The sequence below is a fragment of the Clostridium beijerinckii genome (genome assembly GCF_018223745.1).
Classification (GTDB): Bacteria; Bacillota; Clostridia; order Clostridiales; family Clostridiaceae; genus Clostridium; species Clostridium beijerinckii.
Genome location: NZ_CP073653.1, coordinates 630,515 through 653,885 on the forward strand (window position 1 = coordinate 630,515; position 23,371 = coordinate 653,885).

The following is a 23,371-nucleotide window of genomic DNA, read 5'->3' on the forward strand; positions in this document are numbered from 1 at the left end:
TTTATTTAATAGGAATTAAACAGTAAGTATTTGAAAAAAGTAGTCATAATGTCTTTGTTTAATTGAATATATTTTAGTTATAAAGGAGGAGGAGTGTTTATGAGTATGAACTTTAAAGAATTTATAGAAACAGATAGAGAAAAGTCTAACACCCAAAAGTTTGAAGGAAGTTTTCTAGAATATTTAGATATTGTTAAGGAGAATCCAGAAGTTGTTAATCTTGCGCATAAAAGAATCTATGAGATGATTATGAGCAAAGGCGTAGAGGAGTTAAAAGGTGAAGAAAACCCTCGAGTAAGAAAAATTTATGGAAATGATTTAATAAGAAAATATGGCTTTTTTAAAAATGATTTTTACGGAATTGATAAAGTTATAATGAAACTTGCAAGTTATTTTAAATCAGCAGCCATGAAAGGTGAAGAATCAAGGCAAGTATTATATCTTGTTGGTCCAGTAGGAGCAGGTAAATCTTCAATAGTTGAGAGTTTAAAATCAGCTTTAGAAAGTTGTGAACCAGTTTATTCATTAAAGGGATGCCCAATGCATGAAGAACCTCTTCATTTAATTCCAAAGCATTTAAGACCAAAATTTGAGGAAATGTTAGGAGTACAAATCGAAGGAGATTTATGCCCAGTATGCAGGTATAAACTTGTTAATGAACTTAAGGGAGTTTATGAAGATTTTCCGGTTGAAAGAACAGGATTTTCTATTAGATCAAGAAAAGGAATTGGAGTAGTTCCACCTGTTGATCCTAATAATCAAGATACATCAATACTAACAGGATCAATTGATATTTCTAAGATGGATATGTACTCTGAAGATGATCCAAGAATTTTTTCTCTAAATGGAGCATTTAATGTCGGTAACCGTGGACTAGTAGAATTTATAGAGGTATTTAAGAATGATGTTGAATATCTTCATACAATAATTACTGCAACCCAAGAAAAATCAGTACCATCTCCAGGTAAGGGTTCAATGATTTACTTTGATGGAGTCATAGTTGCTCACTCAAATGAGGCAGAATGGAATAAATTTAAATCAGACCATACAAATGAAGCAATTTTAGATAGAATTGTAAAGGTTGAAGTTCCATATTGCTTAGAACTAGACGAAGAAGTTAAGATATATGAAAAAATATTAAAGAAGAGCAATTTTAAAGCGCATATAGCGCCACATACTATTGAAATCGCAGCGATGTTTGCAATACTTTCAAGGTTAACACCTTCAGCTAAAGTAGACGCGGTGACAAAACTTAAGATCTACAATGGAGAAGAGATTGTTGAAAAAGGAACTACAAAGAAGATCGATATTGGAGAACTTAGAGAAGAAGCCGGTCAATATGAGGGCATGAAGGGAATAAGTACAAGATTTATCATAAAAGCAATAGATAATGCACTTGCTGAGTCAGGATATGATTGCATAAATCCACTTAGTATAATGGAAAGTATAATAAAATCTGTTAGAGAACTAGATATTGCAGCAGATGATAAAAAGAAGTATTTAGGCTTTATTCAGGATAATATAAGAAAAGAATATAATAAAATTCTTGAAAGAGAAATTACAAAGGCATTTATTCACTCATTTAGAGAACAAGCTGAGAGTTTATTTAACAATTATATAGATAATGCTGAGGCATATGTAAATAAGACTAAGATAAAAGATGTTTCAACTGGTGAAGAACTTAATCCAGATGAAGAATTTATGAGAAGCATAGAAGAGCAAATAGGTGTATATGCCGCATCAGCTAAAGGCTTTAGATCAGATGTGACTTCATATATGTTCTATATAGTTAGGAAAGGCGGAAAATTAGATTATACTTCTTATGAACCTTTGAAGGAAGCAATAGAAAAGAAATTAACAGCTTCAGTTAAAGATTTATCAAGAATCATAACTAAATCAAAGGTTAGGGATAAGGAACAAGCAGAGAAATATGATTCTATGGTTGAAGAAATGAAAAGAAACGGATATTGTCTTCATTGTTGTGACGTAATCTTAAAATATGCAGCTAATAACTTATGGAGGGATTAGATTAGCTTATGGCAATATTTAGAGATTACACTAACAATCAAATTGATCACGACAGATCCATAGAAGATAGAAGAAGGCATAGGCAACTTGTAGAAAAATCAATAAAAGAAAATTTGGGAGATATATTATCAGAAGAGAGTATAGTTGGAGAGAGTAAAAACAAAAAATTTAAGATACCAATTAAAGGAATTAAGGAATACCAATTCGTCTATGGAAAGAACTCTAAGGGAGTGGCTAGTGGAGTAGGTAACGAAAAAAGGGGAGAAAAATTAGGGAATGGAAATAAGAAATTGGCCAAAGGAAACCAGGGAGCTGGAAATGAAGAGGGTGATGATATATATGAAACAGAAATCACTCTCGAGGAGCTAATGGACTATATATCTGAAGATCTTAACCTACCTAATTTGGATCAAAAAAAATATTCAGAAATAGTTACTGAAACTAGCGGCAAGAAGAGAGGATATCAAACTCATGGAATAAGACCAAGACTTGCAAAAAAGAAAACAGTTATGTCAAAGATAGCAAGAAAACAGGGAAAGAAGAGAGCTTTAAAGGAATTAGAAAGTGATGAAGAGTTAGAAAGATTTCCTTTTAGAGAGGAGGATCTTAGGTACTATAGGGTTAAATTAAAACCTAAAAAAGATAGCAATGCAGTAATGCTATTTATCATGGATGCTTCTGGTTCTATGGATGTGACTAAAAAATATTTAGCAAGATCTTATTTTTTCGTGTTGGCAACTTTTCTAAAAAGAAAATATAACAATATAGCATTTGAATTTATATATCATACTACAGTTGCAAAGAGAGTAGATGAATTCGAATTCTTCCATAAGTCTGAATCTGGTGGTACTTATATATCTAGTGGCATTAATGAGGCATTAAAGGTGATTGAAGAGAAGTATCCTCCGGCAGCATGGAATATATATAGCATATACGCAAGTGATGGAGATAACTGGTCTGAAGATAATGAAAAAGCAGTTGCAGCGGTAAAAGATATATGTGAGGTTAGCAATATGTTCGGCTATGCAGAACTTTTACCATCCACATATACCACTACAATGTATCATAAGTTCAAAAAAGAGATCACTAATGAAAAATTTGTTCCTGTAATTATAAAAGAAAAGAAGGACTTATGGGATGCACTTAAGATTATGCTTAGGAAGGAGTTAAAGGAGGAATAAGAAATTGGAATATAGCTTTAGTGATATTGAAAAGTGGAATGAGAAAATAGAGAAAAAGGTTAAGGAATATGGGCTAGAATGTTATCCTCAAGAATTTGAAATTATAGGCTTTAATGAGATGATTGGATATGAAGCTTATGTTGGAATGCCTTCAAGATATCCACATTGGAGTTTTGGTAAATCTTATGAGAAAAGTAAAACACTTTATTCTTTAAATCTTACTGGCCTTCCTTATGAAATGGTTATTAATTCAGATCCTTGTTTAGCATATTTAATGAAGGATAATACGTTATTGTTACAGATATTAACAATGGCCCATGTATATGGGCATAATGACTTCTTCAGAAATAACAGATTATTTAAAGAAGGAACTAATGCTAAATATACTTTAGAAATGTTTAATTTAGATGCCAAAATAATAAGAAATTATATTGATGATCCAAGTATTGGATACTCGGAAGTTGAAAGAATACTAGATGCAGGTCATGCGATAAGGTATCAATCTAAAAGAACTGTTGGAGTTAAGGAACTGACTAACAATGAGATTAAAGAAAATATTTTAAAAGATTATGAACGCAAAAAAGAAAATAGAGATATTTTAGATCCTTATGAAGAAATTAGTTTACCAGATTTAGATAAGATTCCATTGGAACCTGTTGATGATCTCATGGGATTTATAATAAATTATGGTCAGTTACAAGAATGGCAGAAAACAGTATTAAGAATTGTTAAGAGAGAAACAGAATATTTTATTCCTCAAATTGAAACTAAAATTATGAATGAAGGATGGGCAAGCTATACACACTATAATATTTTAAAACAATTAGAATTGCCACAAGAACTACATTTAGAGTTCTTGAAAAGGCATAATGATGTAATAGCTCCTGCTATAGGCGGGTTAAATCCTTATTATGTTGGTTTCAAAGTATTTGAAGATATTGAAAAAAGATACGGAAAGGAAAAAATATTTGAAGTAAGAGAAATTGAAAGAGATTCTTCATTTTTACGACGTTATTTAACTAAAGAATTGTGCGAAGAATTAAATTTATTTCAATATAATCAAAGAACTTTTGATGTTGTCATTGAAGAAATTTCAGATGAAACTGGCTGGAAAACTATTAGAGATACTTTAAGTTATACTGCTGGTATGGGGAATATACCATATATTAGAGTTGTTGATTTGAATAAGAAGAATTATACATTGACCCTAGAAAATGTTTTCGACGGAAGACCACTTGAGCTTTCTTATGCAAAGGAAACGTTGAAGTACGTTCAAGAATTATGGGGGCATGATGTTAGGCTAATTACTAAATCAAGCGATAAGCAAGAAGTAATCTTAACTTGTAATCAGGAAAAGAAGATAATTGTATCCTAAAAGATCGGAATTATAAAAAAGTAATAAACAATATTTTATGATTTAAGCTAATAAGCATGTTTCATCATTATGAGTTAACTTATGAGGTAACCAAAAGTATAAAAATGAATAGTTTATATATGAGAGAAAGTAATATTTTGGGAGACAAAGATGAACTTAAAAGGTAGTCAAACTGAAAGAAATTTATTTAAAACATTTGCAGGAGAGTCTAGAGCTAGAAATAAATATACTTTTTATGCTGAGAAAGCTAGGGATGATGGTTTCCTCTATGTTGCAGAGGTATTTGAAGCAACTGCAGGTAATGAAAAAGCGCATGCAAGAGAAGTATTTAGAAGATATTTAGATAGGATTAATAATACAAAAAATAATTTGATAGAATCTGCACTTAGCGAATCTGAAGAAAGTAAGGTAATTTATAAAGAATTTGAAGAAATTGCTAGAGAAGAAGGTTTTGATGATATTGCAGATTTTTATAAAGAACTTCAAGAAGTTGAAGAACATCATAAGGAGAGATTTTTAGATTTAGCTAAAAAACTCAAAGAAGGTAAGATGTTTAAATCAGATAGAGAAGAAGAATGGATATGTCTAAATTGTGGTTATATATACGAAGGTAAGGAAGCACCTATGAAATGCCCATTATGTAGATATCCAAGAGCATATTTTAGAAGATTATGTAATGAGGATTGTAAGTAGGGGGAAAACATATGATTTATGAATATCCTGAAGAATTTGTGGTTCCTGTGGTTTATGTAGAGGGTTTGAAAGAGAAGCCTATTAACAGAAGTTTGGAGTTTAAGTATTTTCAGATTGATGAAAGTATGACTCTTAGTGAAAAGCCGCAAGAAAATAAAATGTTTCAGATGAGCACGTACCATGATGAAGATATTTCAAACAAAGGAATGATGTTTTTAGATTTAGATGAAGATTTGCTTCAAAAACCTTGCCATGAAAAATATAAGTTTGATGATATAGTTGAAAGTGAAGAAGAACATTATAGCTCTAACAATATATTTAACGATATAGATAATGAATATGCTGATGGTGAAACATTAAGAATGTAATGTATTATTTGTAGTTAGTCACTTATTAGGGATTAACTACAAATATTTTATTTAGATAGTATTAATTTTTTGTAAAGGATTAATTATGAGATTTAATGATTTAGCTAAAAAACAATATGAAGATATCGATAATTTAAGTGTATTATTAAAGAATTATGTGGATGTTTATAGACTATTAATTGCTGGAGCATCAGAACTATACGGTGTAAATTTAGCAGAGAAAAGTGAAGTTAAGAAAGCACTAGAGAGAGTTGAAAATGTAGGTGAATTAATAGATAAGTTGATAAGTACTTTAGAACGATGCGAAGGTTCTTATCTAAAGTATTGCAAGATTAAAAATGAATATATTACAGTAAGTACAGAGAAAGATAAGATATTTACTGAAATAGATAATGAATTGAATTTTCAAAACTCAGAAAGAGAAGAATAATGATGAAAACTAAACAAAAAAACTCTATCTTGAAACTTTAGGATAGAGTTTTTTATTATGAATTATAATTAAAATTTCTTTAATTTAATTTTACTTACCATTAAGTATGAACCAAGGATCATCAAAAGAACGACAAGATAAATCGATGGTGTAATATTAAAATTAAATATAATTAATGAAAAGAATGCCATAAAGCAACCTGCTATTGTTATTGGTATACCAGTAAAAGCGCCGTCAAAATCAGTAGTATTAAATCTAGCTAATCTATAGGCACCACAAATTGGAAATAGTAATAAAACTATAAATCCAAATAATCCTTTAGGGCCAAAAGATTCAAGATTAAATAATATATATACTAATATAGATGGTGCTACTCCAAATGAAACCAAATCTGCTAAAGAATCTAATTCTTTACCTAATTCACTAGAAACGTTTAAAAAACGAGCTATTCTTCCATCATATCTATCTACCAATCCTGCTAATAAAATAAATGCACCTGATATTGCATACTTTTCATTCATTACTGATAATATAGATATAATTCCACAAGATAAATTAATAAAGGTAAATACATTAGGAATACAACTTTTCCTCATAAAATCACTCCTAAAATTATAAAAAATACTTACAAAGAGTTATTATAGCACATAAATGAAAATAATATAAGGTGCAAAATTAACTTTAAGTTTTTATTAAGATTATCTAGTATCGACATTAAGTAAGTAAAATGATATAATAAACTCTATGACAAAGGTATTATATGTAAATATTTATAGGAATTTAATATATGTATTTAGAGCTAATTATAATTTTGTATTAAGAATTATTTTAAGGCTATTTTTTATGTATATAAATAATAATTTAAGAAAATTTATTGGAGGTAGGTTAATTTATGAAAAAGGTTAGATTCATATACAACCCATACTCAGGAGAAAATAGTATAATAAGCGAATTAGACAACATTATAAAACTACACCAAGAAGTAGGATTAATAGTAGTGCCATATAGAATTCAAAAAGGTAAAGATTTAGCAGAGGCATTAGATATAATAGATGAAACTTATAGCTATATTTTAATAGCTGGTGGAGATGGAACAGTGGATTCTTTAGTAAATGCTATGAAAAATAAAAACATAAATATACCTATAGGTATATTACCAGTTGGAACTGCAAATGACTTTGGAAAGTTTATTAATATGCCAAATGATATAGAAGAAGCATGTAAGCAAATATTAAGCTCAAAGCCAGTAGCTGTTGACGTTGGAAAAATAAATGAGAAGTATTTTATAAATGTAGCAAGCTCAGGACTTTTCACTGATGTATCTCAAAAAACTGATGTAAATTTAAAAAATACAATAGGGAAGTTAGCATATTATCTAAAAGGTCTTGAAGAATTACCTAACTTTAGAAAGTTAAAGATAAAATTATCATCTAAAGAATGTGATTATGACGGAGAGATGTATTTGCTTTTGGTTTTTAATGGTAAAACTGCTGGAAACTTTAACTTAGCTACAGAAGCAGAAGTTACAGACGGAAAACTCGACGTAATAATATTTAAGGCTATACAAATAATAGAGCTAATACCACTTTTTATAAAGCTTTTAAAGGGCGAGCATTTAGATTCGGATAAAGTGGTTTATTTTAAAACAGATGATTTATATATGGAATCTCCAGAAGACATTGTTACAGATATTGATGGAGAAAGAGGGCCTGATTTTCCATTGAGGGTTCAATGTATTAAGGGTGGAATTAAACTTTTAGGTATAAAATAAGATAGACAGTAATAAATATAAGTAACAGGAATATGGAATGGAGCGTAATTTGTGAATTTTGCATATTATTTATTTTTGTTACTTATAATTTTTTTGTCAATTTCACTTATAAGAAAGAATCTTGAGGTTTCACCAAAGAAAATAAAAATATATTTGGCATTAGTAATTACATTATTTTTATTAAGGCATATAGCATTATTTTTATTGTGTATACTCAAGAATAGTACAATAATATATTATTTAAAACCAATAATATTTTTGAATCATCTGTCAGTGCCTCTTATAGTGCTAGCTGTAAGCTATGTTTATTTAAGATCTGAGAAGTTGAATTTTGGTGGAACATATGTTATTGCAGCAACAGTATGTATTATTTATGCTGTAATAATGCAAACTTCAAAGTTGACAGTTCGGGTAAATTATTTATATGGATTTATCTTACAGATAGATAAGGAAACTATTTTATTTTTGTTTTCGCTAATACTACTTGGTGCATTACTGATACTAAATGTAATTTTATTGGATAGACCATACGCAAATAAGAAGGGAATATGGTTTATAATTATAGCAATATTAATAGTAATGATAGAGGATATTATTATCTTAGGTGGAATTAAGCTCTTCCCTTATTCGGTAATTGGCGATATGTTATTTCTTATAATCATAAATTTAGTATTAAAGGGCTTTAAAATATTGCCAAAGAACAATTATCGTTCCTAGGAAATGGATTGAGTACGAATTCGCGCTTTAGAATATGTAAATAGCAGGTAAAATACTAAGATAAGTTGTTATAAGTGTGTAGAGGATTTTTTTGAATAAGAGTAATATGTGCTAACGGTTAATAGACAGAAAGGATACTTAGTTGCAATATCAAGCAACTAAGTATCCTTTCTTTTATATGGTTCTTTTTCTTCTATTTGAATAATTATCAGATGAATGTTTATTTGAGTGTTTTTTATTGCTATTAGTTGAATTATTCTTAGTATTACTCATAGAATTTTTTTCATTAGATATTTTACTACTAACATTTGAATTTTTATTTGAGTTATTCCTAGGACTATCGTTTGATTTATGCTTACCTTGATAGCCTAGTTTTCCAGGAGCAAAGCCTATTAAACAGTTTTTACTATTACCAATTAGGTCTTCTCTGTGAGCTTTAAGTAGAGCTTTCTTTACTTTTTGATAATTTTTAGGAACAGCAAACTGTATTAAAGCTCTTTGCATTTCTTTCTCTTCGGGTGTTTTTGGAATATAAACTTTTTCTCCGGTAATTGGGTTGAATCCAGTATAATACATTGTTGTTGATAAGCTTCCTGGTGTTGGGTAAAAATCTTGCACTTGTTCAGGTGTATATCCCATCTCTTTAATGTATAATGCTAAATCTATTGCTGCATTTATATCAGAACCTGGATGAGATGACATTAAATAAGGCACTAAAAATTGCTTTTTATCTATTTGCTTATTAATTTGAAAATACTTATTAACAAATTTATCATAGACTTCTCTTGTTGGTTTACCCATCTGATTCAATACTTTTGGAACTACATGTTCTGGAGCAACCTTTAACTGACCACTAATATGATGCTCACATAATTCTTTAAAAAATGCATCATTTTTATCATGTATTAAATAATCATATCTTAGACCAGAACGTATAAATACCTTTTTTATTCCAGGAAGTTTTCTAACTTTCTTTAATAGAGAAAGATACTCAGTATGATCTATTATCAAGTTTTTACATGGGCTAGGGAACATACATTGTTTATTTTTGCAAGTACCGTGTTCTATTTGTTTCTTACAAGCTCTATGTCTAAAATTTGCAGTAGGACCTCCAATATCATGAATATATCCTTTGAAGTCAGGTAAAGTCGTTAAAAGCTTTGCTTCGTCAATTATTGACTCTTGCCCTCTATTCTGAATTACTCTTCCTTGATGAAATGTTAGCGCACAAAATGAACATGAGCCGAAACAGCCTCTATGGCTTGTTATAGAAAATTTAACTTCTTGTATTGCAGGTATGCCGCCCTTTTCTTCATATATAGGGTGATAGGTTCTTGTGTAAGGTAAATCATATGTCATATCCATTTCTTCTTGAGTTAAGTTTTCTTGAGGTGGATTTTGAACTAAATATCTATCACCGTATTGTTGAATTATAGTTCTACCGTTTATAGAATCTTGTTCGTAGTATTCTAATTTATAAGCTTCACCATAAGCTTCCTTATCCGTAGATACTTCGTCAAATGAAGGGACTATAACTGCATTTTTAATATTAGATATATCTTTAGTCAAATAACAAGTCCCACGAACACTTGTTATATTTTTAATATTTGCTCCATATCTTAATAACTCTGCAATTTGAACAACGGTTTTTTCGCCCATGCCGTACATCAATAAATCAGCTTTGGAATCTACAAGGATACTTCTTCTAACTTTGTTATCCCAGTAGTCATAGTGAGCAAAACGTCTAAGACTTGCCTCTATTCCTCCGATTGCAATAGCTGCATCTTTATAAGCTTCACGTATTCTGTTGCAGTAAACAATTATTGATCTATCTGGTCTGTGGCCAGCCTCTCCTCCAGGAGAATATAAGTCTTCACGTCTTGTTTTCTTTGCGGCCGTATAGTGATTAACCATAGAATCTATATTCCCTGAATTAACTAGGAAACCATATTTAGGCTTACCTAATTTTTTGAAATCCTCAGAACTATGCCAATTAGGTTGAGCTATAATACCAACATTAAAACCTTGTGCTTCAAGAGTTCTGCCTATAATAGCAGTACCAAAAGAAGGGTGATCTACATAAGCATCGCCAGAAACAATAATAAAATCTAATTGGTCAATTTTTCTTTTTTTTAAGTCTTCTTTACTAATAGGTAAGAATTCTTTACAAAGCTTCATATAATATTAACTCCAATTCTTAATTTATTTTACTTAAAGCATATTTATATTAAAATTACGTATATTAAAGATCGCTATATTGGGATATTATACTAACGTAATAAATAATTAAAAAGTCAAATGAATAAGCTTTTAAAGCTTATTCTTAAAGTATATTAACATAACAATAATTAGTTTACAAACAATATCAATAGGCAAGTGTAGTGTAAATTCAATGCAACTCATAAAGAAATATTTATAATTTACAAATTGAGGATTAATTAAAGAAATTTTTATGTGTTTAAAAGATAAATCAAAACAAAAAATTATTGCCTTTTTACTTCTATGTAATATAATAATTAGAGATAGTAGTAAATTATAACTAAGTGAAGATATACAGGGCGGTGTAAAAGATGGAGGAAGGACCTCAGAATATAAACTATAATATGGCAAAAACTAAATATATTCAGAAGGAAAATCTTTTATCTTGCCTTAAAAGATATAAGTAGATGCAATTTAGTTACAATACTAATTTTACTTAAGGATTTTCTTTCTGCAGAAGTAGGGGGAAATAATTAAGATGGAATTATCTATATTTCTATATACTAACATTCTAGATAAAAAAGTTTATGACGAGTTTGGTGATGTTTTAGGAACTCTAAGAGACATTTATGTGACTACGGAGGATGGATATCCTAGAATAATTGGGTATAAGCTTAAAAAGGACGGAGTAGCCTTTCATTATGAGTTTAGATATATAGAATTTTTAAATAGGGATGGTAAAATTAAGATCACAACAAGAGGAAGTAAAGAAATATTACCGATGAGGTACAGCTATCTTCTTTCAGAAAATCTATTAGATAAAAAGATAGTTGATATAAATGGAAAACAAGTTGTAAGGGTTAATGATTTGAGAATCGCAAAAATTGCAGGAGAATACAGAGTTATTGGAGTTGAAACAGGAAAATTAGCGAGATACAGAAGACTAAAAATAGCTGGTATTATGAAATTCATATACGGGATCATGAGAAAGAAGTTAGAAGATAAAGTTTTAAGATGGGATGATGTTGAATCCTTGGAAATGGTTGAAAATAATTTGAAATTATCCATACCATATAAAAAATTGTCAACTCTACATCCAGCGGACCTTGCAGATATATTAGAAAATCTAGATACAAACTCAAGAAAACAAGTGTTGGAATCGCTGGATGAGGATTTAGCAGCCGATACATTAGAGGAAATAGATTCAGAATATAAGGGGACAATAATTAAGGAATTATCTGACAGCAAAACTGTAGAAGTGCTAGAAAATATGCCTAATGATGAGATAGCTGATTTGTTAGATGATTTAGATGAAGAGGAAAGAGAAAAAATATTAGTGAATTTAGAAAAAGAAGATGCAGATGAAGTTAAGGAATTGTTGCAATATGAGGATGAAACTGTTGGTAGTATAATGAGTAAAGAATTTATATCTGTTAATCTAGATATTACAGTTGGAGATACTATTGAGATATTGAAAGAAACAAAACCAGATGAAGAAGTTATTTATTATATTTACATAACGGATGAAGAAGAACGTGTTCAAGGTGTGGTATCTTTAAGAGATTTAATAGTTAGTGATAGTGAGTTGAAGATAAGAGAAATAATGGACTATTCTGTATCACGTGTAAGGCATGATGATGAAATTAGCGAAGCTATAGAAGTTGCCTCAAAATATGATTTGAATTCAGTGCCAGTAGTAGATGAATACGAAAAATTAATTGGAATAGTAATTATTCATGATTTAATAGATGAATTTTTGTATCCACTCTGGAAGAAGAAAAATTAGAACATAAATTATTTGAATTTTTAATAAAAAGAATATTTTAGTTTTAGTATTTACCATCAGGAATACTTATTTTTATATATTTAAGAAAGTCAACACTTTTTAATTAAAACTTTAAAAAGTATTGACTTTTTTTTTAGAAAGAATATAATTATAATATAAAACCTATCAAAACACTAAGAATTAAAAACTATGAAAAAGAAAAGTAGCATAAAGGAAGTTTACAGAGAGAAAAGGATGCTGAGAACTTTTTATCTAGAATTTATGTGAAGTGCTCTTTGGAGTTGAAATTTGAAATTAATTATATTAAAAAATGGAGCGATAGTATATCCATTGATTTTTTGATATATTTTTTAGTATGATTTTCCGGGATCACCCGTTATAGTGATATGATATCTTAAGTATCAAAATTGAGAGGGATTAGTTATTTAATCCAATTAGAGTGGAACCGCGAAATTTACTTCGTCTCTATAATTTTTTATGGAGGATGAAGTTTTTTTATTATATTTAATATAAAAAGATATACTAAAATTAGTAGAAGTTTGAGGAGGAGAATAATAATATGGTTTATAATGGAGGATTAGAGTTAATAGGAAATACACCTATTTTAAAAATTAATAATTTAATTAAGGACGAAAATAGTGCAGATATATACGTAAAACTTGAAAAATTTAATCCGGGTGGAAGTGTTAAAGACAGAGCAGCGTTAGGAATGATCGAAAGAGCTGAGAAAGAAGGAGTATTAAAGCCAGGGGCAACAATAGTAGAGCCTACAAGCGGAAATACAGGAATAGCACTCGCACTTATAGGAAAATTGAAAGGTTATAGTGTAACAATAGTAATGCCAGAAACAATGAGTAAGGAAAGAAGAGATCTTATAAAAGCATACGGCGCAAATCTGATATTGACTGAAGGATCTAAGGGGATGAAGGGAGCTATAGAAAAGGCTCTAGAAATAGGAAGTGGAGAAGGATTTTTTATCCCTCAACAATTTGAAAATATAGCTAATCCAGAAAAGCACTATGAAACAACAGCAGAAGAAATATATAAAGACATTCCAGATTTAGATGCCTTTGTTGCAGGAGTTGGAAGTGGTGGAACTGTGATAGGAGTATCTAAAAATTTAAAAAAGAAGAATTCGGATATTAAAGCATTTGCAGTTGAACCAGCAAATTCACCAGTTTTAAGTGGTGGAAATCCAGGTGGTCATAAAATTCAAGGTATAGGGGCAGGATTTGTTCCAGGAGTTTATGATAAGGAATATGTAGATGAAATACTACAAGTAAGAGATGAAGATGCATTTAAAACAGCAAAAGCATTTGCTGAAAATGAAGGCGTATTGATTGGAATATCTTCAGGTGCAGCTGTATATGCAGCAATACAGGTTGCAAAAAGACTTGGAAAAGGTAAAAAGGTATTGGCTATTGCTCCAGATGGGGGAGAAAAGTATATATCTATGGGATTATATGATTAATTAATTTAACTATAAAAGTTTTATTAATCATCAGCAATTAACAGTGAAACAATTGATTTAACTTAAGATACTAATGAAGTTCTATTAATAATTGTATATGTGAAAAGCTCTACTGAAAACTATAGAAAGGAGAATAGGCTGTGTTTAAAAAATTAAATTACGATCTAGAAAGAGTTTTAAACGAAGATCCAGCAGCTAAAAGTAAACTGGAAGTATTATTATTGTACCCATGTATTCATGCACTAATATCATATAGAATCGCACATGCCCTATATTTAAAGAAATGGTTTTTCTTGGCGAGATTAATTTCCCAATTATCTAGGTTTTTTACAGGTATAGAAATTCATCCGGGAGCTAAGATAGGAAAAGGGTTGTTTATAGATCATGGAATGGGAGTAGTTATTGGTGAGACTGCAGAAGTTGGCGATAATGTTACGCTTTATCATGGTGTAACTCTAGGTGGTACAGGTAAGGACGTAGGGAAAAGGCATCCAACTATTGAGGATGATGTTTTAATAGGTACAGGTGCAAAGGTGCTTGGACCTATAACTGTAGGAAAGGGTGCTAAGATAGGAGCTAATGCTGTAGTTGTAAAGAATGTACCAGCAAGTGCAACAGCAATAGGAGTTCAGGCTAAAAATATTGTTAGAAATAGTGCAAGTGCAGCAATAATTGAAATTAGTGATTTAAAAGGACGCAAAAAGAAAATATTTAACGATATGGTTATTTAATGCTTTATAGTATTGGAATATATGAAGTACAATTAATATAAACTCGTATCTTGTATAGTTCAGTAGCATTTATTTATAGGAATTTTACTAAGTTAAGAGGTTTTACTAAATATTAAAATAGAGCATTTTTTATTAATTATTTTATTAAGAAATGTATCATAATCTGAAAATTAATAGATGCATTAATTAAACTTTAGATCAAGAAAGTTTAGTTAATGCATTTTTTATATTAAAATTCTGATAAAGTTAAATAAGTTATATTAATTTATCTTGGTCATAATTAAAATGCTTTTTGCAAATAAGTTATAATAATAAAAGAAGATATTAGTATAATTGGTGTTAAATCTTACAATAACCTTAATATTTTTGGTAATTGCATAGACATATGAAAGCATATATAATGTATATAAATAATAATCAATAATATATTATGCATGTAATACTTGTATAGAATTGAATAATTGTAATAAAATGTAATTAGTAGTATAATATAAAATGTGATTATTAAGAAAGGTTGGAGAAAAATGTTATCACCAGTTGCAATAAAATTAATAAGAATGATGCCAGAAGGAATAATTATAAAAATAGCAAAAAAAATAGTAGATAATTATATAAGAAAATATGCTAATATAACTGTTAATGGAGCAGATAATATAGATAAAGTAAAAAAACCAAGAATATTTGTATGTAATCACTTGAGTAATTCGGATGGATTAGTTTTATCAAAAATGCTAAAAGAGAAAAGTGATCCTCATTTTGTAATGGGAATAAAATTGTCAGAAGATCCAATAACGAAATTAGGAACTCAGATAGTGAAGAACATACCAATAAAGCCTAATTCTGCTGATAAGGAAGCTATTACAAGAGTTGTTAAAACTCTTAAAGAGGGAAATGATATTTTAATATTTCCTGAAGGTACTAGGAGTAGGACAGGTGCTATGATAGAAGGTAAAAAGGGAATTCTGTTATTTGCAAGGATGGCGAAAGCAGAAATAATTCCAATTGGTATGTCTGGAACAGATAAGTTATTACCTATAAGTAAAAGTGGTGATATGGGAGCAGAGAAATGGCAACATGCTGATGTTACTATAAATATAGGTGAAAAAATTGTATTTCCTGCTAAAGAAAAGGATGAAGACAAACATGAATATGATAATAAATGTATGGATATCCTAATGAGGAGTATAGCTAGTCTTTTACCTGAAAGTTATAGAGGAATTTATAAGTAAGGAGATTACAAAAGATATGAAAGCAAGGACAAAAAAAATTGTAGATATATTAAAAGAGACATATCCAGATGCAAAATGTGAATTGAATTATGAAACACCACTACAATTGCTGATAGCTACAATATTGTCTGCTCAAACAACAGATAAAAAAGTAAATGAGGTAACAAAAGATTTATTTAAGGATTATCCAGATTTAGATTCACTTTTAACATTAACGAATGAGGAACTTGAAAAACGGATAAAACAAATAGGTTTATATAGAAATAAATCTAAAAATTTAATACTTATGTTCAATCAACTTAAGGAAAAATTTAACGGAGAAGTCCCAAAGACAATGGAAGAAATAACTTCACTTGCTGGAGCGGGAAGAAAAACTGCTAATGTTGTTTTATCAAATGCCTTTAATGTACCATCTATTGCTGTAGATACACATGTTTTTAGAGTATCGAATAGATTAAAACTTGCAGATTCGGAAAATGTTTTAGAAGTTGAAAAACAATTACAAAAAGAACTACCAAAGAAAGAGTGGACTCTTATGCATCATCTACTTATATTTCATGGAAGAAGATGTTGTAGTGCTAGAAATCCTAAGTGTGGGGAATGTCCAATAAGGGATTTATGTAGTTATGATAATAAAACTAACAGATAAAAGAATAGTTATAAAATTTTCACGAACCACAATTAAGACAATTTATAGTCAAAGTGGTTCTTTTAATTGTGCTGTTAATTTAATAAAATAAAGATAAGTTAGAATGAATAAATTTAATTAACGGGAAATATTAATAAGTATTTTGGAGGTAATCTATGAAAATTGGAGTTATAATGGGTGGTATATCATCAGAAAGAGAGATATCATTGCAAAGTGGAAAATCTATAATTGAAAATATAAACAAGGAAAAGTATGAAGTGTTACCAATTGTAATAGATAAAAAAGAAGATATAATAAATAAATCTAAAGGGATAGATTTCGCACTTTTAGCTTTACATGGCCAATTTGGGGAGGATGGAACAGTTCAATCAGTGCTTCAAACACTAGGTATACCATATTCAGGGTGTGGACCTTTAAGTAGTGCTATGTGCATGGATAAAGACGTATCAAAATCCGTTTTAGAGGCAAATGGGATTAGAACTGCTTCTTGGATTAATTTAAGAAAAGATGATAATATAGATTTCAATAAAATAAATGAATTAGGATATCCAGTTGTAGTAAAACCTACTCATGGTGGATCAAGTGTTGCAACATTTATAGTTAAAGAAGATAAGGAAATTGAAAACTGTGTTTCAGAAGCTTTTAAATGGGATAGTGAAGTTATGATAGAAAAATTTATAAAAGGTGATGAAATAACTTGTCCTGTATATAATAATAAAATGCTTCCAGTAATTGCAATTAAGCCTAAGGCTGAATTCTTTGACTTTACATCTAAATATCAAGATGGAGGGGCAGAAGAAATAGTGGTTGAGCTAGAAGCAGAGTTACACAAGGAAGTAGAAAAGATGGCGTTAGAAACTTATAAGGCACTTAAATGCGAAGTGTATTCTAGAGTTGATATGATAGTTACAGAGGAAGGTGTACCATACATTTTAGAAATAAATACTCTTCCAGGAATGACTAAAAATAGCCTAATTCCTAAAAGTGCAGCAGCTTTGAATATAGGATTTTCAGAACTAATAGATATGATCATACAGGATTCATTGAAAATAAGCAGATAGTATATGAAGTATAAAACTTTTTGAATATTTATAACATTAAAATTGAAAAACTACTTGTTTAAGAATACCTTAGACAAGTAGTTTTTATCATAATTTCTATTGAAAACAATCTGCAAATCTTCCTGTAAAACCTTTTAGAAAATATAACTTATATTAAGACAACTTAGTTATTGTTTTTTTTTGCAATCTTTACATACGCCCTTCATAACCAAGTCATGATCTGTTAAAGTGAAGCCAGTCGCATTTTGAACTAATTCCTGAATTTGAAGCATAGGGCAAGGAATTTCAACTTCTTTGTGACATATATCACATTCCAAATGATGCCTATGAGTTTTTCCTTTTAGCTTATATGAAAAGACTCCATCATTTAGAGTTATTTTTTCAATAATTTCTTTTTCTTCAAATAATTCTAAAGTTCTATAAACCGTGCTCAAATTTATATTTATATTATTGCTTTTATAAATCTGATATATTTTTTCAGCTGACAAACTGTTTTCAGAATTTTTTAATATACTTAGGATTTCTGTTCTTCCTTTAGTTATTTTAATTCCTTTATTTTTAAGAATTTCCTTTGGTTCCATTTTCATATCCCCTAACAGCTAAATATTAAATATATTATATCACATATATTTAATATCTTAAAAAAATATCATCTTAAAACCAAAAAATATAAGAGCTATCCCGCCAAAAAAGTTAGCATACGTTGTAACAAATTTTATTTTTTTAATATATCTACACATAAAAAATCCTACTGTACATGTAAATAAAGTGATTAATCCAATCAAAATTGAATCAACACAAAGTAGTAGATTGTATGAAATCTCATGAAATGCAGTGAATCCTATAACTAATGCATCTATACTAACGGATATTCCAAGTATTAAACAAGTAGTATTCTTTATTAAAATTTCAGTTTCTTTTTCCTTAAAGCCATCTATTATTATAAGAATTCCTACGATTGCCATAATTATTCCACCAGCAATGGAAGGTATACATGTAATATAAGTATCAAATAAATATCCTAAACTTCCACCTACATATGTAAATAAAAACTGAAAGAATGCAAATGATAATAAAAACTTTATTTTATGGATTCTATTAATTCTAGGATTTAGACCGATTCCTAATGTTACGCCAAAAGCATCCATGGCCAGTGCAATTCCTATTATTATAATGTCGTACAAATTCATTTTCTCTTCCTCCTTTAAAATTAGACTTACTCTATAATAATTAAAGTTTTTTTAATATATGCAAAAATTTTAAAAAAAGTCTTTATTAAATCTTTTTTTTGTTGTATATTAATAAATAGTGTATTACTATTGGCTAAATAGTATAGCATATTTAACCAAATTAGTATAGCAAACAAGGAGGAAATTTCATGTCAAATTGTATAATAGCTCAATCTGGGGGGCCAACAGCAGTAATTAATTCAAGTGTAGTAGGACTTTTAAATGCTAATAAAGAACTAAAAACTTTTGAAAAAGTTTATGGAGGCCTAAATGGTATTGAGGGTATATTAAATAGAAATATAATTGATTTGTCATCAGTTTCAGAAAATGAAATAGATAATTTTAGATTTACTCCATCTTCAGGACTTGGATCTTGTAGGTATAAATTAAAAGATTTAGATTCTTGTAGTGAAGAATATGAAAGTTTAATAGAAATACTTAGAGAATATGATATAACGTCATTCTTTTATGTTGGTGGGAATGATTCTATGGATACCATAGCAAAGCTTTCACGATATGCAAAACAAAATGACATTGGAATAAGTTTTATAGGTATACCTAAAACTATTGATAATGATTTAAAATTCACTGATCATACTCCTGGCTTTGGCAGCGCAGCAAAATTCATTGGAACAACAGCGCTTGAGACATATTTAGATGCATCAGTGTACATAAACAACGGTATATTTATTTTAGAAACAATGGGAAGGGATACAGGATGGCTTGCAGCTTCTGCATGTATTGCAAAGCTTGATGGAAAACCAATTGCAGATTTTATATATCTTCCTGAAGCAGCTTTTGATAAAATTAAATTTTTAAATGATGTTAGGCAAAGATTTGAAGAACAAAATAAAGTGTATATAATTGTATCAGAAGGAATAAGAGATAAAGATGGAAGATTCATTTCTGAATTTGATTGTGTTTCTCAAGATAAATTTGGACACGTTCAATTAGGAGGTGTATCTGAATACTTAAGAAGGATAATTCTTGATGCTGGATTTACAACAAGAGTAAAAGCACTACAACTTGGGGTTCTTCAACGTTGTGCAATGCATTGTGCTTCAGACACTGATTTAACAGAAGCGTATAATGCTGGAAAGATGGCTTTACAATATGCTTCACAAGGAGAATCAGGGAAAATGGTTAGCATTAACAGGTTATCTAATGAGCCTTATGAAGTGAATTACCCATTAGTTAATGCAGAAGATGTAGCAAATAATGTTAAGTATTTCCCTATAGAATGGATTAATAAAGAAGGTAATTTTGTAACACCTGAAGCGTGCTCATATTTTGAGCCATTAATCAAAGATTCTCCTAATTTAGCTTTTGAGAGAAATCTTCCAAAATATAAGGTATTTAATCAATAGATAATAAGTATAAAATCGTAAGCTTAGATGTTTTAATATTTAACTAATAGAAGGATGTATATATGAAGAATTTCATTTATACATCCTATAAATTAATAGAATTTTCAATAGTATAATAAATTTTATTATACTATTTATTTTTAGTTCTAAATCAAGAAAATTTGTTATTTTATTTTTCGTAAAGAGATATCTTCTAATACATTTAAAAAGGTATCAACTTCTTCAATTGAATTATATAATGCAAAACTTACTCGTATCATTCCTAACATTTTTTTATCTGGATTATCAAGGAATTCTTTAGCTTCATCTTCACTTACGTTCATGAGCCTTCTACAATATGGATGGGAACAAAACCAGCCATGTCTTACAGAAATTCCTTTCTTTTTAGCCAAGATATCAGCTACATCATGATGATACATATCCTCTATATTAAAGGTAGCAATTCCAAGCCTATCACTGATGTTTTCAGTATCTCCATAGTTCATAATTTTAGGGATTTTCTTAAGTCCTTCTATAGTGTGCTCTAAAAGAAGTCTTTCATGTTTTTCTATATAGTCGTATCCAATGGTATTAATAACTCGTAATGAATTAACTAAGCTCATTACACCCAAAAAATTTGGTGTTCCTGCTTCATTCTTCTCTGGTGGTGTAAGAAACTTAACCTCTCTATCCATTACTAATTCAACGGTTCCACCACCTAAATAATCTGGATCTGCATCCATGAAATCCTCTTTTAATCCTATTATGACTCCTATACCAAAGGGAGAATAAATTTTGTGCGACGAAAATACTAAGAAATCAATTTGATCATCATCTGTATCCCCGCTAATATTAACTCTTGTGTGTGGTACAAGTTGTGCACCATCTACAATCAATTTGGCACCATATTTATGAACCAGTTTTGCTATAAAATGAATATGATTTATATAACCAGTTACATTAGAAGCTCCAGTAAGAGATACATATTTTATTTTACCATTGCTTTTCTTTAGTTTCTCTTCCAACTCTTCAAGTTTAAGTCTGCCTTGTTGATCTACTTCGATATAATCAACGTTACCTCTTTTTCGCCAAGGCAAATCATTTGAATGATGCTCCATTCTAGAGGTTAATACTATTTCGTCTGGAGTTTTAGTAAGAGTTTTTGCTAGTTTGTTTATACCTTCAGTTGTATTACTAACGTATATTACAACATATTTATCTTTATCTTTTACATTGAAAAAATCCAATAAAAAATTTTTAGATTCTTTATATAAATTGGTGGTTATTTCAGCTTTTTGACCTGTTCCTCGTCCTATAGAAGCATAAGTATTGCTCAATTGTTTTATATATTCAATACTTGACTTAATAGGCGGAGTTGTAGCTGCATTATCAAAATTTATTCCATCTATACAGTTTCCATCTGAATCACACACTTTTTCATCTAATCCAACAAATAAGTCTTTAATGTTTTCCTTATTTTCTATCTTCATATGCATCTCCTCCAATATATATATTATTCCTATAATATATTTATTGTTCGCTTAAGAGGGCTGTAAAATTCATATCTTTTTCTTTCCATTTTGTACTATATATAATTGTTATGCATATTAATTAAGAGAAGCAAATATTATTTATTTATAGGAGGTAGTTTAAAATGAACCCTGATAAGAAGTATATGTCTCAAGTCAGCTCGAGTGATAACGATATTAGATTTGTTCCACCAGCATTTATGAGTACAAATATCTACGAAAAAGCTTCGTTTGGTATTGATGATAATAATCGTAATTTAGATTTATTTCCTTCCGAAACAGGCATGCCTGAATTATGTTATTATTCCGATAATCAAAATGAGGGAATTAGTAGTGGTCTCAATTTTAATAACATAGCTAATAATGAAATACCTACTACTTTTGATGCACTAAGAGGTCTTGATTTAGATTTAAATGAAGAAGATCTTGAAAGAAATAATTCTGATAATGATGTGAATAAAATTTATGCTAGAATTGAAAGAAGACATCCAGGAATATTCGCGACTCTTTATTCATATAGAATTCCTCGTCCGATAGTTAGAGTAATTATAAAAAGGTTGATAAAACTTACATTAGCATATTGCGATAAAAATAATAACTATTAATAACCAGTTTAACATACAAAAATATCTTGAAGATTTACAACTACTATAATGTAAAATCTTTAAGATATTTCTTTACATAGCTTTTAAAAATAGGTTTCAATATATATGAGTTACACGCTTATCATAGCTAAAATTTTTTTAAAAAGTATTGGTTTTATACTTTCGATATCTGTTGGTTCTTTCAATATTATAGTAGTAAAACATATGCTGCCAACTAATTCAAAAATCATAAATAATGTCATTTCAGCTTCTTCTTCGTTCATTCCTGATTTAGTTAGGTTTTTTACAAAAATATCTAGAACTTTCTTTACATCATTATAAGCTTCTGGTTTCATTATTGCCTTTCTATAAAGTCCCCATGAAATATTCTTATTAATTAGCTTCAACAGAGAAACATTATCTTTTAAATAATTTATTATATAATCAATAAAGAATAGTGTACGTTCTTTAAAATCTTTGCTTCCAAAAGCATTTGTTTTAGCTAATCCTTCTCGTATTATTTCATTACTTTTTTGAAGAATTAATTTATTTAAAATATCGTATTTATCACTGAAATACAGATAAAAAGTTCCTTTTGCTACTTTTGCATTCTTAGTTATATCATCGATCGAAGTTTTTTCTATGCCATTTTTAAGAAATAAATCATATGCCGCTAAAAATAACTCTTCCTCTTTTAATTGTTTTTTATTCTGGGTAAGAGATTTGTTGTTATTCTTTAAAGTCATATTTTGCCTCCAAATTACGTGTTTAACTTATTATAAAGCAAATTAAATAATAATCCAAATTTTACGTAGCGATAATAAAAAATTATCAATTAACTCTTAATATAGTTAAATTGATATAACACCGATAAGATAGTATAATTTAGTAGAGAAAATTTAGTTAAACTATTAATCCATGATATATAGGATTTACGTTTTAATATTAAATTAAACCTTTATAGTTTAAATTCTGGATTTTCGTATGAAATACT

At 29.1% G+C, this 23,371-nt stretch carries 22 protein-coding genes and 1 other annotated feature; of the genes, 16 read left to right on the plus strand and 6 right to left on the minus strand.

All coding sequences use genetic code 11. The annotated features are described in order from the left end of the window. The first annotated feature begins 105 nt into the window (after nt 1–105). The 6 genes from KEC93_RS03070 (at nt 106) to KEC93_RS03095 (ending at nt 6,075) form a co-directional block, all read left to right on the plus strand. A complete protein-coding gene (locus KEC93_RS03070) occupies nt 106–2,028 on the plus strand; it encodes a PrkA family serine protein kinase (protein WP_023973680.1) in 1,923 nt (640 codons plus the stop codon). A gap of 8 nt (nt 2,029–2,036) precedes the next feature. Continuing rightward, the gene (gene yhbH, locus KEC93_RS03075) at nt 2,037–3,209 is read left to right on the plus strand and encodes a sporulation protein YhbH (protein WP_011967915.1); all 1,173 of its coding nucleotides are present in this window, start codon (nt 2,037–2,039) and stop codon (nt 3,207–3,209) included. A gap of 4 nt (nt 3,210–3,213) precedes the next feature. Beyond that, entirely contained in the window at nt 3,214–4,584 is a 1,371-nt protein-coding gene (locus tag KEC93_RS03080) for a SpoVR family protein (RefSeq protein WP_077867739.1), read from the plus strand. A gap of 150 nt (nt 4,585–4,734) precedes the next feature. Further along, a complete protein-coding gene (locus tag KEC93_RS03085; RefSeq protein ID WP_011967917.1) occupies nt 4,735–5,277 on the plus strand; it encodes a rubrerythrin family protein in 543 nt (180 codons plus the stop codon). An 11-nt stretch (nt 5,278–5,288) separates the two neighbouring features. Next, entirely contained in the window at nt 5,289–5,645 is a 357-nt protein-coding gene (locus KEC93_RS03090) for a hypothetical protein (RefSeq protein WP_077867740.1), read from the plus strand. An 85-nt stretch (nt 5,646–5,730) separates the two neighbouring features. Further along, the gene (locus KEC93_RS03095; protein ID WP_011967919.1) at nt 5,731–6,075 is read left to right on the plus strand and encodes a hypothetical protein; all 345 of its coding nucleotides are present in this window, start codon (nt 5,731–5,733) and stop codon (nt 6,073–6,075) included. Between the two features lie 68 nt (nt 6,076–6,143). Here the strand turns inward: KEC93_RS03095 and pssA are convergent, their stop codons facing one another. Further along, complete coding sequence (gene pssA, locus KEC93_RS03100) at nt 6,144–6,671, minus strand: CDP-diacylglycerol--serine O-phosphatidyltransferase (protein ID WP_011967920.1); 528 nt, start codon at nt 6,669–6,671, stop codon at nt 6,144–6,146. Nucleotides 6,672–6,967: 296 nt separating this feature from the next. Here pssA and KEC93_RS03105 point away from each other — a divergent pair, with 296 nt between their 5' ends. Both KEC93_RS03105 and KEC93_RS03110 read left to right on the plus strand, forming a co-directional pair. Next, on the plus strand, nt 6,968–7,846 hold the full coding sequence (locus tag KEC93_RS03105; RefSeq protein WP_023973675.1) for a YegS/Rv2252/BmrU family lipid kinase: 879 nt from the start codon (nt 6,968–6,970) through the stop codon (nt 7,844–7,846). 51 nt (nt 7,847–7,897) lie between these two features. Then, nucleotides 7,898–8,563 (plus strand): hypothetical protein, encoded by a 666-nt coding sequence (locus KEC93_RS03110; protein WP_077867741.1) that lies wholly within the window; start codon nt 7,898–7,900, stop codon nt 8,561–8,563. 174 nt (nt 8,564–8,737) lie between these two features. On the opposite strand, the gene KEC93_RS03115 is transcribed toward KEC93_RS03110, so the two are convergent. Then, complete coding sequence (locus KEC93_RS03115) at nt 8,738–10,741, minus strand: YgiQ family radical SAM protein (protein WP_023973674.1); 2,004 nt, start codon at nt 10,739–10,741, stop codon at nt 8,738–8,740. Between the two features lie 559 nt (nt 10,742–11,300). Here KEC93_RS03115 and KEC93_RS03120 point away from each other — a divergent pair. From KEC93_RS03120 to KEC93_RS03145, 6 genes are all read left to right on the plus strand, one after another. Continuing rightward, nucleotides 11,301–12,548: a magnesium transporter MgtE N-terminal domain-containing protein gene (locus tag KEC93_RS03120; RefSeq protein WP_023973672.1), complete on the plus strand. Its 1,248-nt coding sequence runs from the start codon at nt 11,301–11,303 to the stop codon at nt 12,546–12,548. A gap of 180 nt (nt 12,549–12,728) precedes the next feature. Continuing rightward, nucleotides 12,729–13,018, plus strand: a binding site (T-box leader). Nucleotides 13,019–13,107: 89 nt separating this feature from the next. Beyond that, nucleotides 13,108–14,019, plus strand: coding sequence for a cysteine synthase A (cysK, locus tag KEC93_RS03125; RefSeq protein WP_011967925.1), 912 nt, complete (start codon nt 13,108–13,110; stop codon nt 14,017–14,019). Between the two features lie 140 nt (nt 14,020–14,159). Further along, nucleotides 14,160–14,750, plus strand: coding sequence for a serine O-acetyltransferase EpsC (epsC, locus tag KEC93_RS03130; protein WP_023973671.1), 591 nt, complete (start codon nt 14,160–14,162; stop codon nt 14,748–14,750). A 524-nt stretch (nt 14,751–15,274) separates the two neighbouring features. Then, a complete protein-coding gene (locus tag KEC93_RS03135) occupies nt 15,275–15,979 on the plus strand; it encodes a lysophospholipid acyltransferase family protein (protein WP_023973670.1) in 705 nt (234 codons plus the stop codon). 16 nt (nt 15,980–15,995) lie between these two features. Further along, the gene (nth, locus tag KEC93_RS03140) at nt 15,996–16,628 is read left to right on the plus strand and encodes an endonuclease III (RefSeq protein ID WP_023973669.1); all 633 of its coding nucleotides are present in this window, start codon (nt 15,996–15,998) and stop codon (nt 16,626–16,628) included. A 155-nt stretch (nt 16,629–16,783) separates the two neighbouring features. Continuing rightward, nucleotides 16,784–17,689 carry a D-alanine--D-alanine ligase gene (locus KEC93_RS03145; RefSeq protein WP_077867742.1) on the plus strand — a complete coding sequence of 302 codons (906 nt, stop codon included), beginning with the start codon at nt 16,784–16,786 and terminating at the stop codon, nt 17,687–17,689. Nucleotides 17,690–17,856: 167 nt separating this feature from the next. On the opposite strand, the gene KEC93_RS03150 is transcribed toward KEC93_RS03145, so the two are convergent. Continuing rightward, entirely contained in the window at nt 17,857–18,270 is a 414-nt protein-coding gene (locus KEC93_RS03150; RefSeq protein ID WP_011967930.1) for a Fur family transcriptional regulator, read from the minus strand. Between the two features lie 57 nt (nt 18,271–18,327). Further along, a complete protein-coding gene (locus KEC93_RS03155) occupies nt 18,328–18,879 on the minus strand; it encodes a manganese efflux pump MntP (RefSeq protein WP_011967931.1) in 552 nt (183 codons plus the stop codon). Between the two features lie 188 nt (nt 18,880–19,067). Here KEC93_RS03155 and KEC93_RS03160 point away from each other — a divergent pair, with 188 nt between their 5' ends. Beyond that, entirely contained in the window at nt 19,068–20,285 is a 1,218-nt protein-coding gene (locus KEC93_RS03160; RefSeq protein WP_011967932.1) for a 6-phosphofructokinase, read from the plus strand. 164 nt (nt 20,286–20,449) lie between these two features. On the opposite strand, the gene KEC93_RS03165 is transcribed toward KEC93_RS03160, so the two are convergent. Beyond that, a complete protein-coding gene (locus KEC93_RS03165; RefSeq protein ID WP_077304222.1) occupies nt 20,450–21,754 on the minus strand; it encodes an aminotransferase class V-fold PLP-dependent enzyme in 1,305 nt (434 codons plus the stop codon). A gap of 164 nt (nt 21,755–21,918) precedes the next feature. Between KEC93_RS03165 and KEC93_RS03170 the strand changes: the two genes are divergently transcribed. Next, entirely contained in the window at nt 21,919–22,398 is a 480-nt protein-coding gene (locus KEC93_RS03170; RefSeq protein ID WP_011967934.1) for a hypothetical protein, read from the plus strand. 110 nt (nt 22,399–22,508) lie between these two features. On the opposite strand, the gene KEC93_RS03175 is transcribed toward KEC93_RS03170, so the two are convergent. Continuing rightward, nucleotides 22,509–23,123, minus strand: coding sequence for a TetR/AcrR family transcriptional regulator (locus KEC93_RS03175; protein ID WP_017212506.1), 615 nt, complete (start codon nt 23,121–23,123; stop codon nt 22,509–22,511). Between the last annotated feature and the right edge of the window lie 248 nt (nt 23,124–23,371).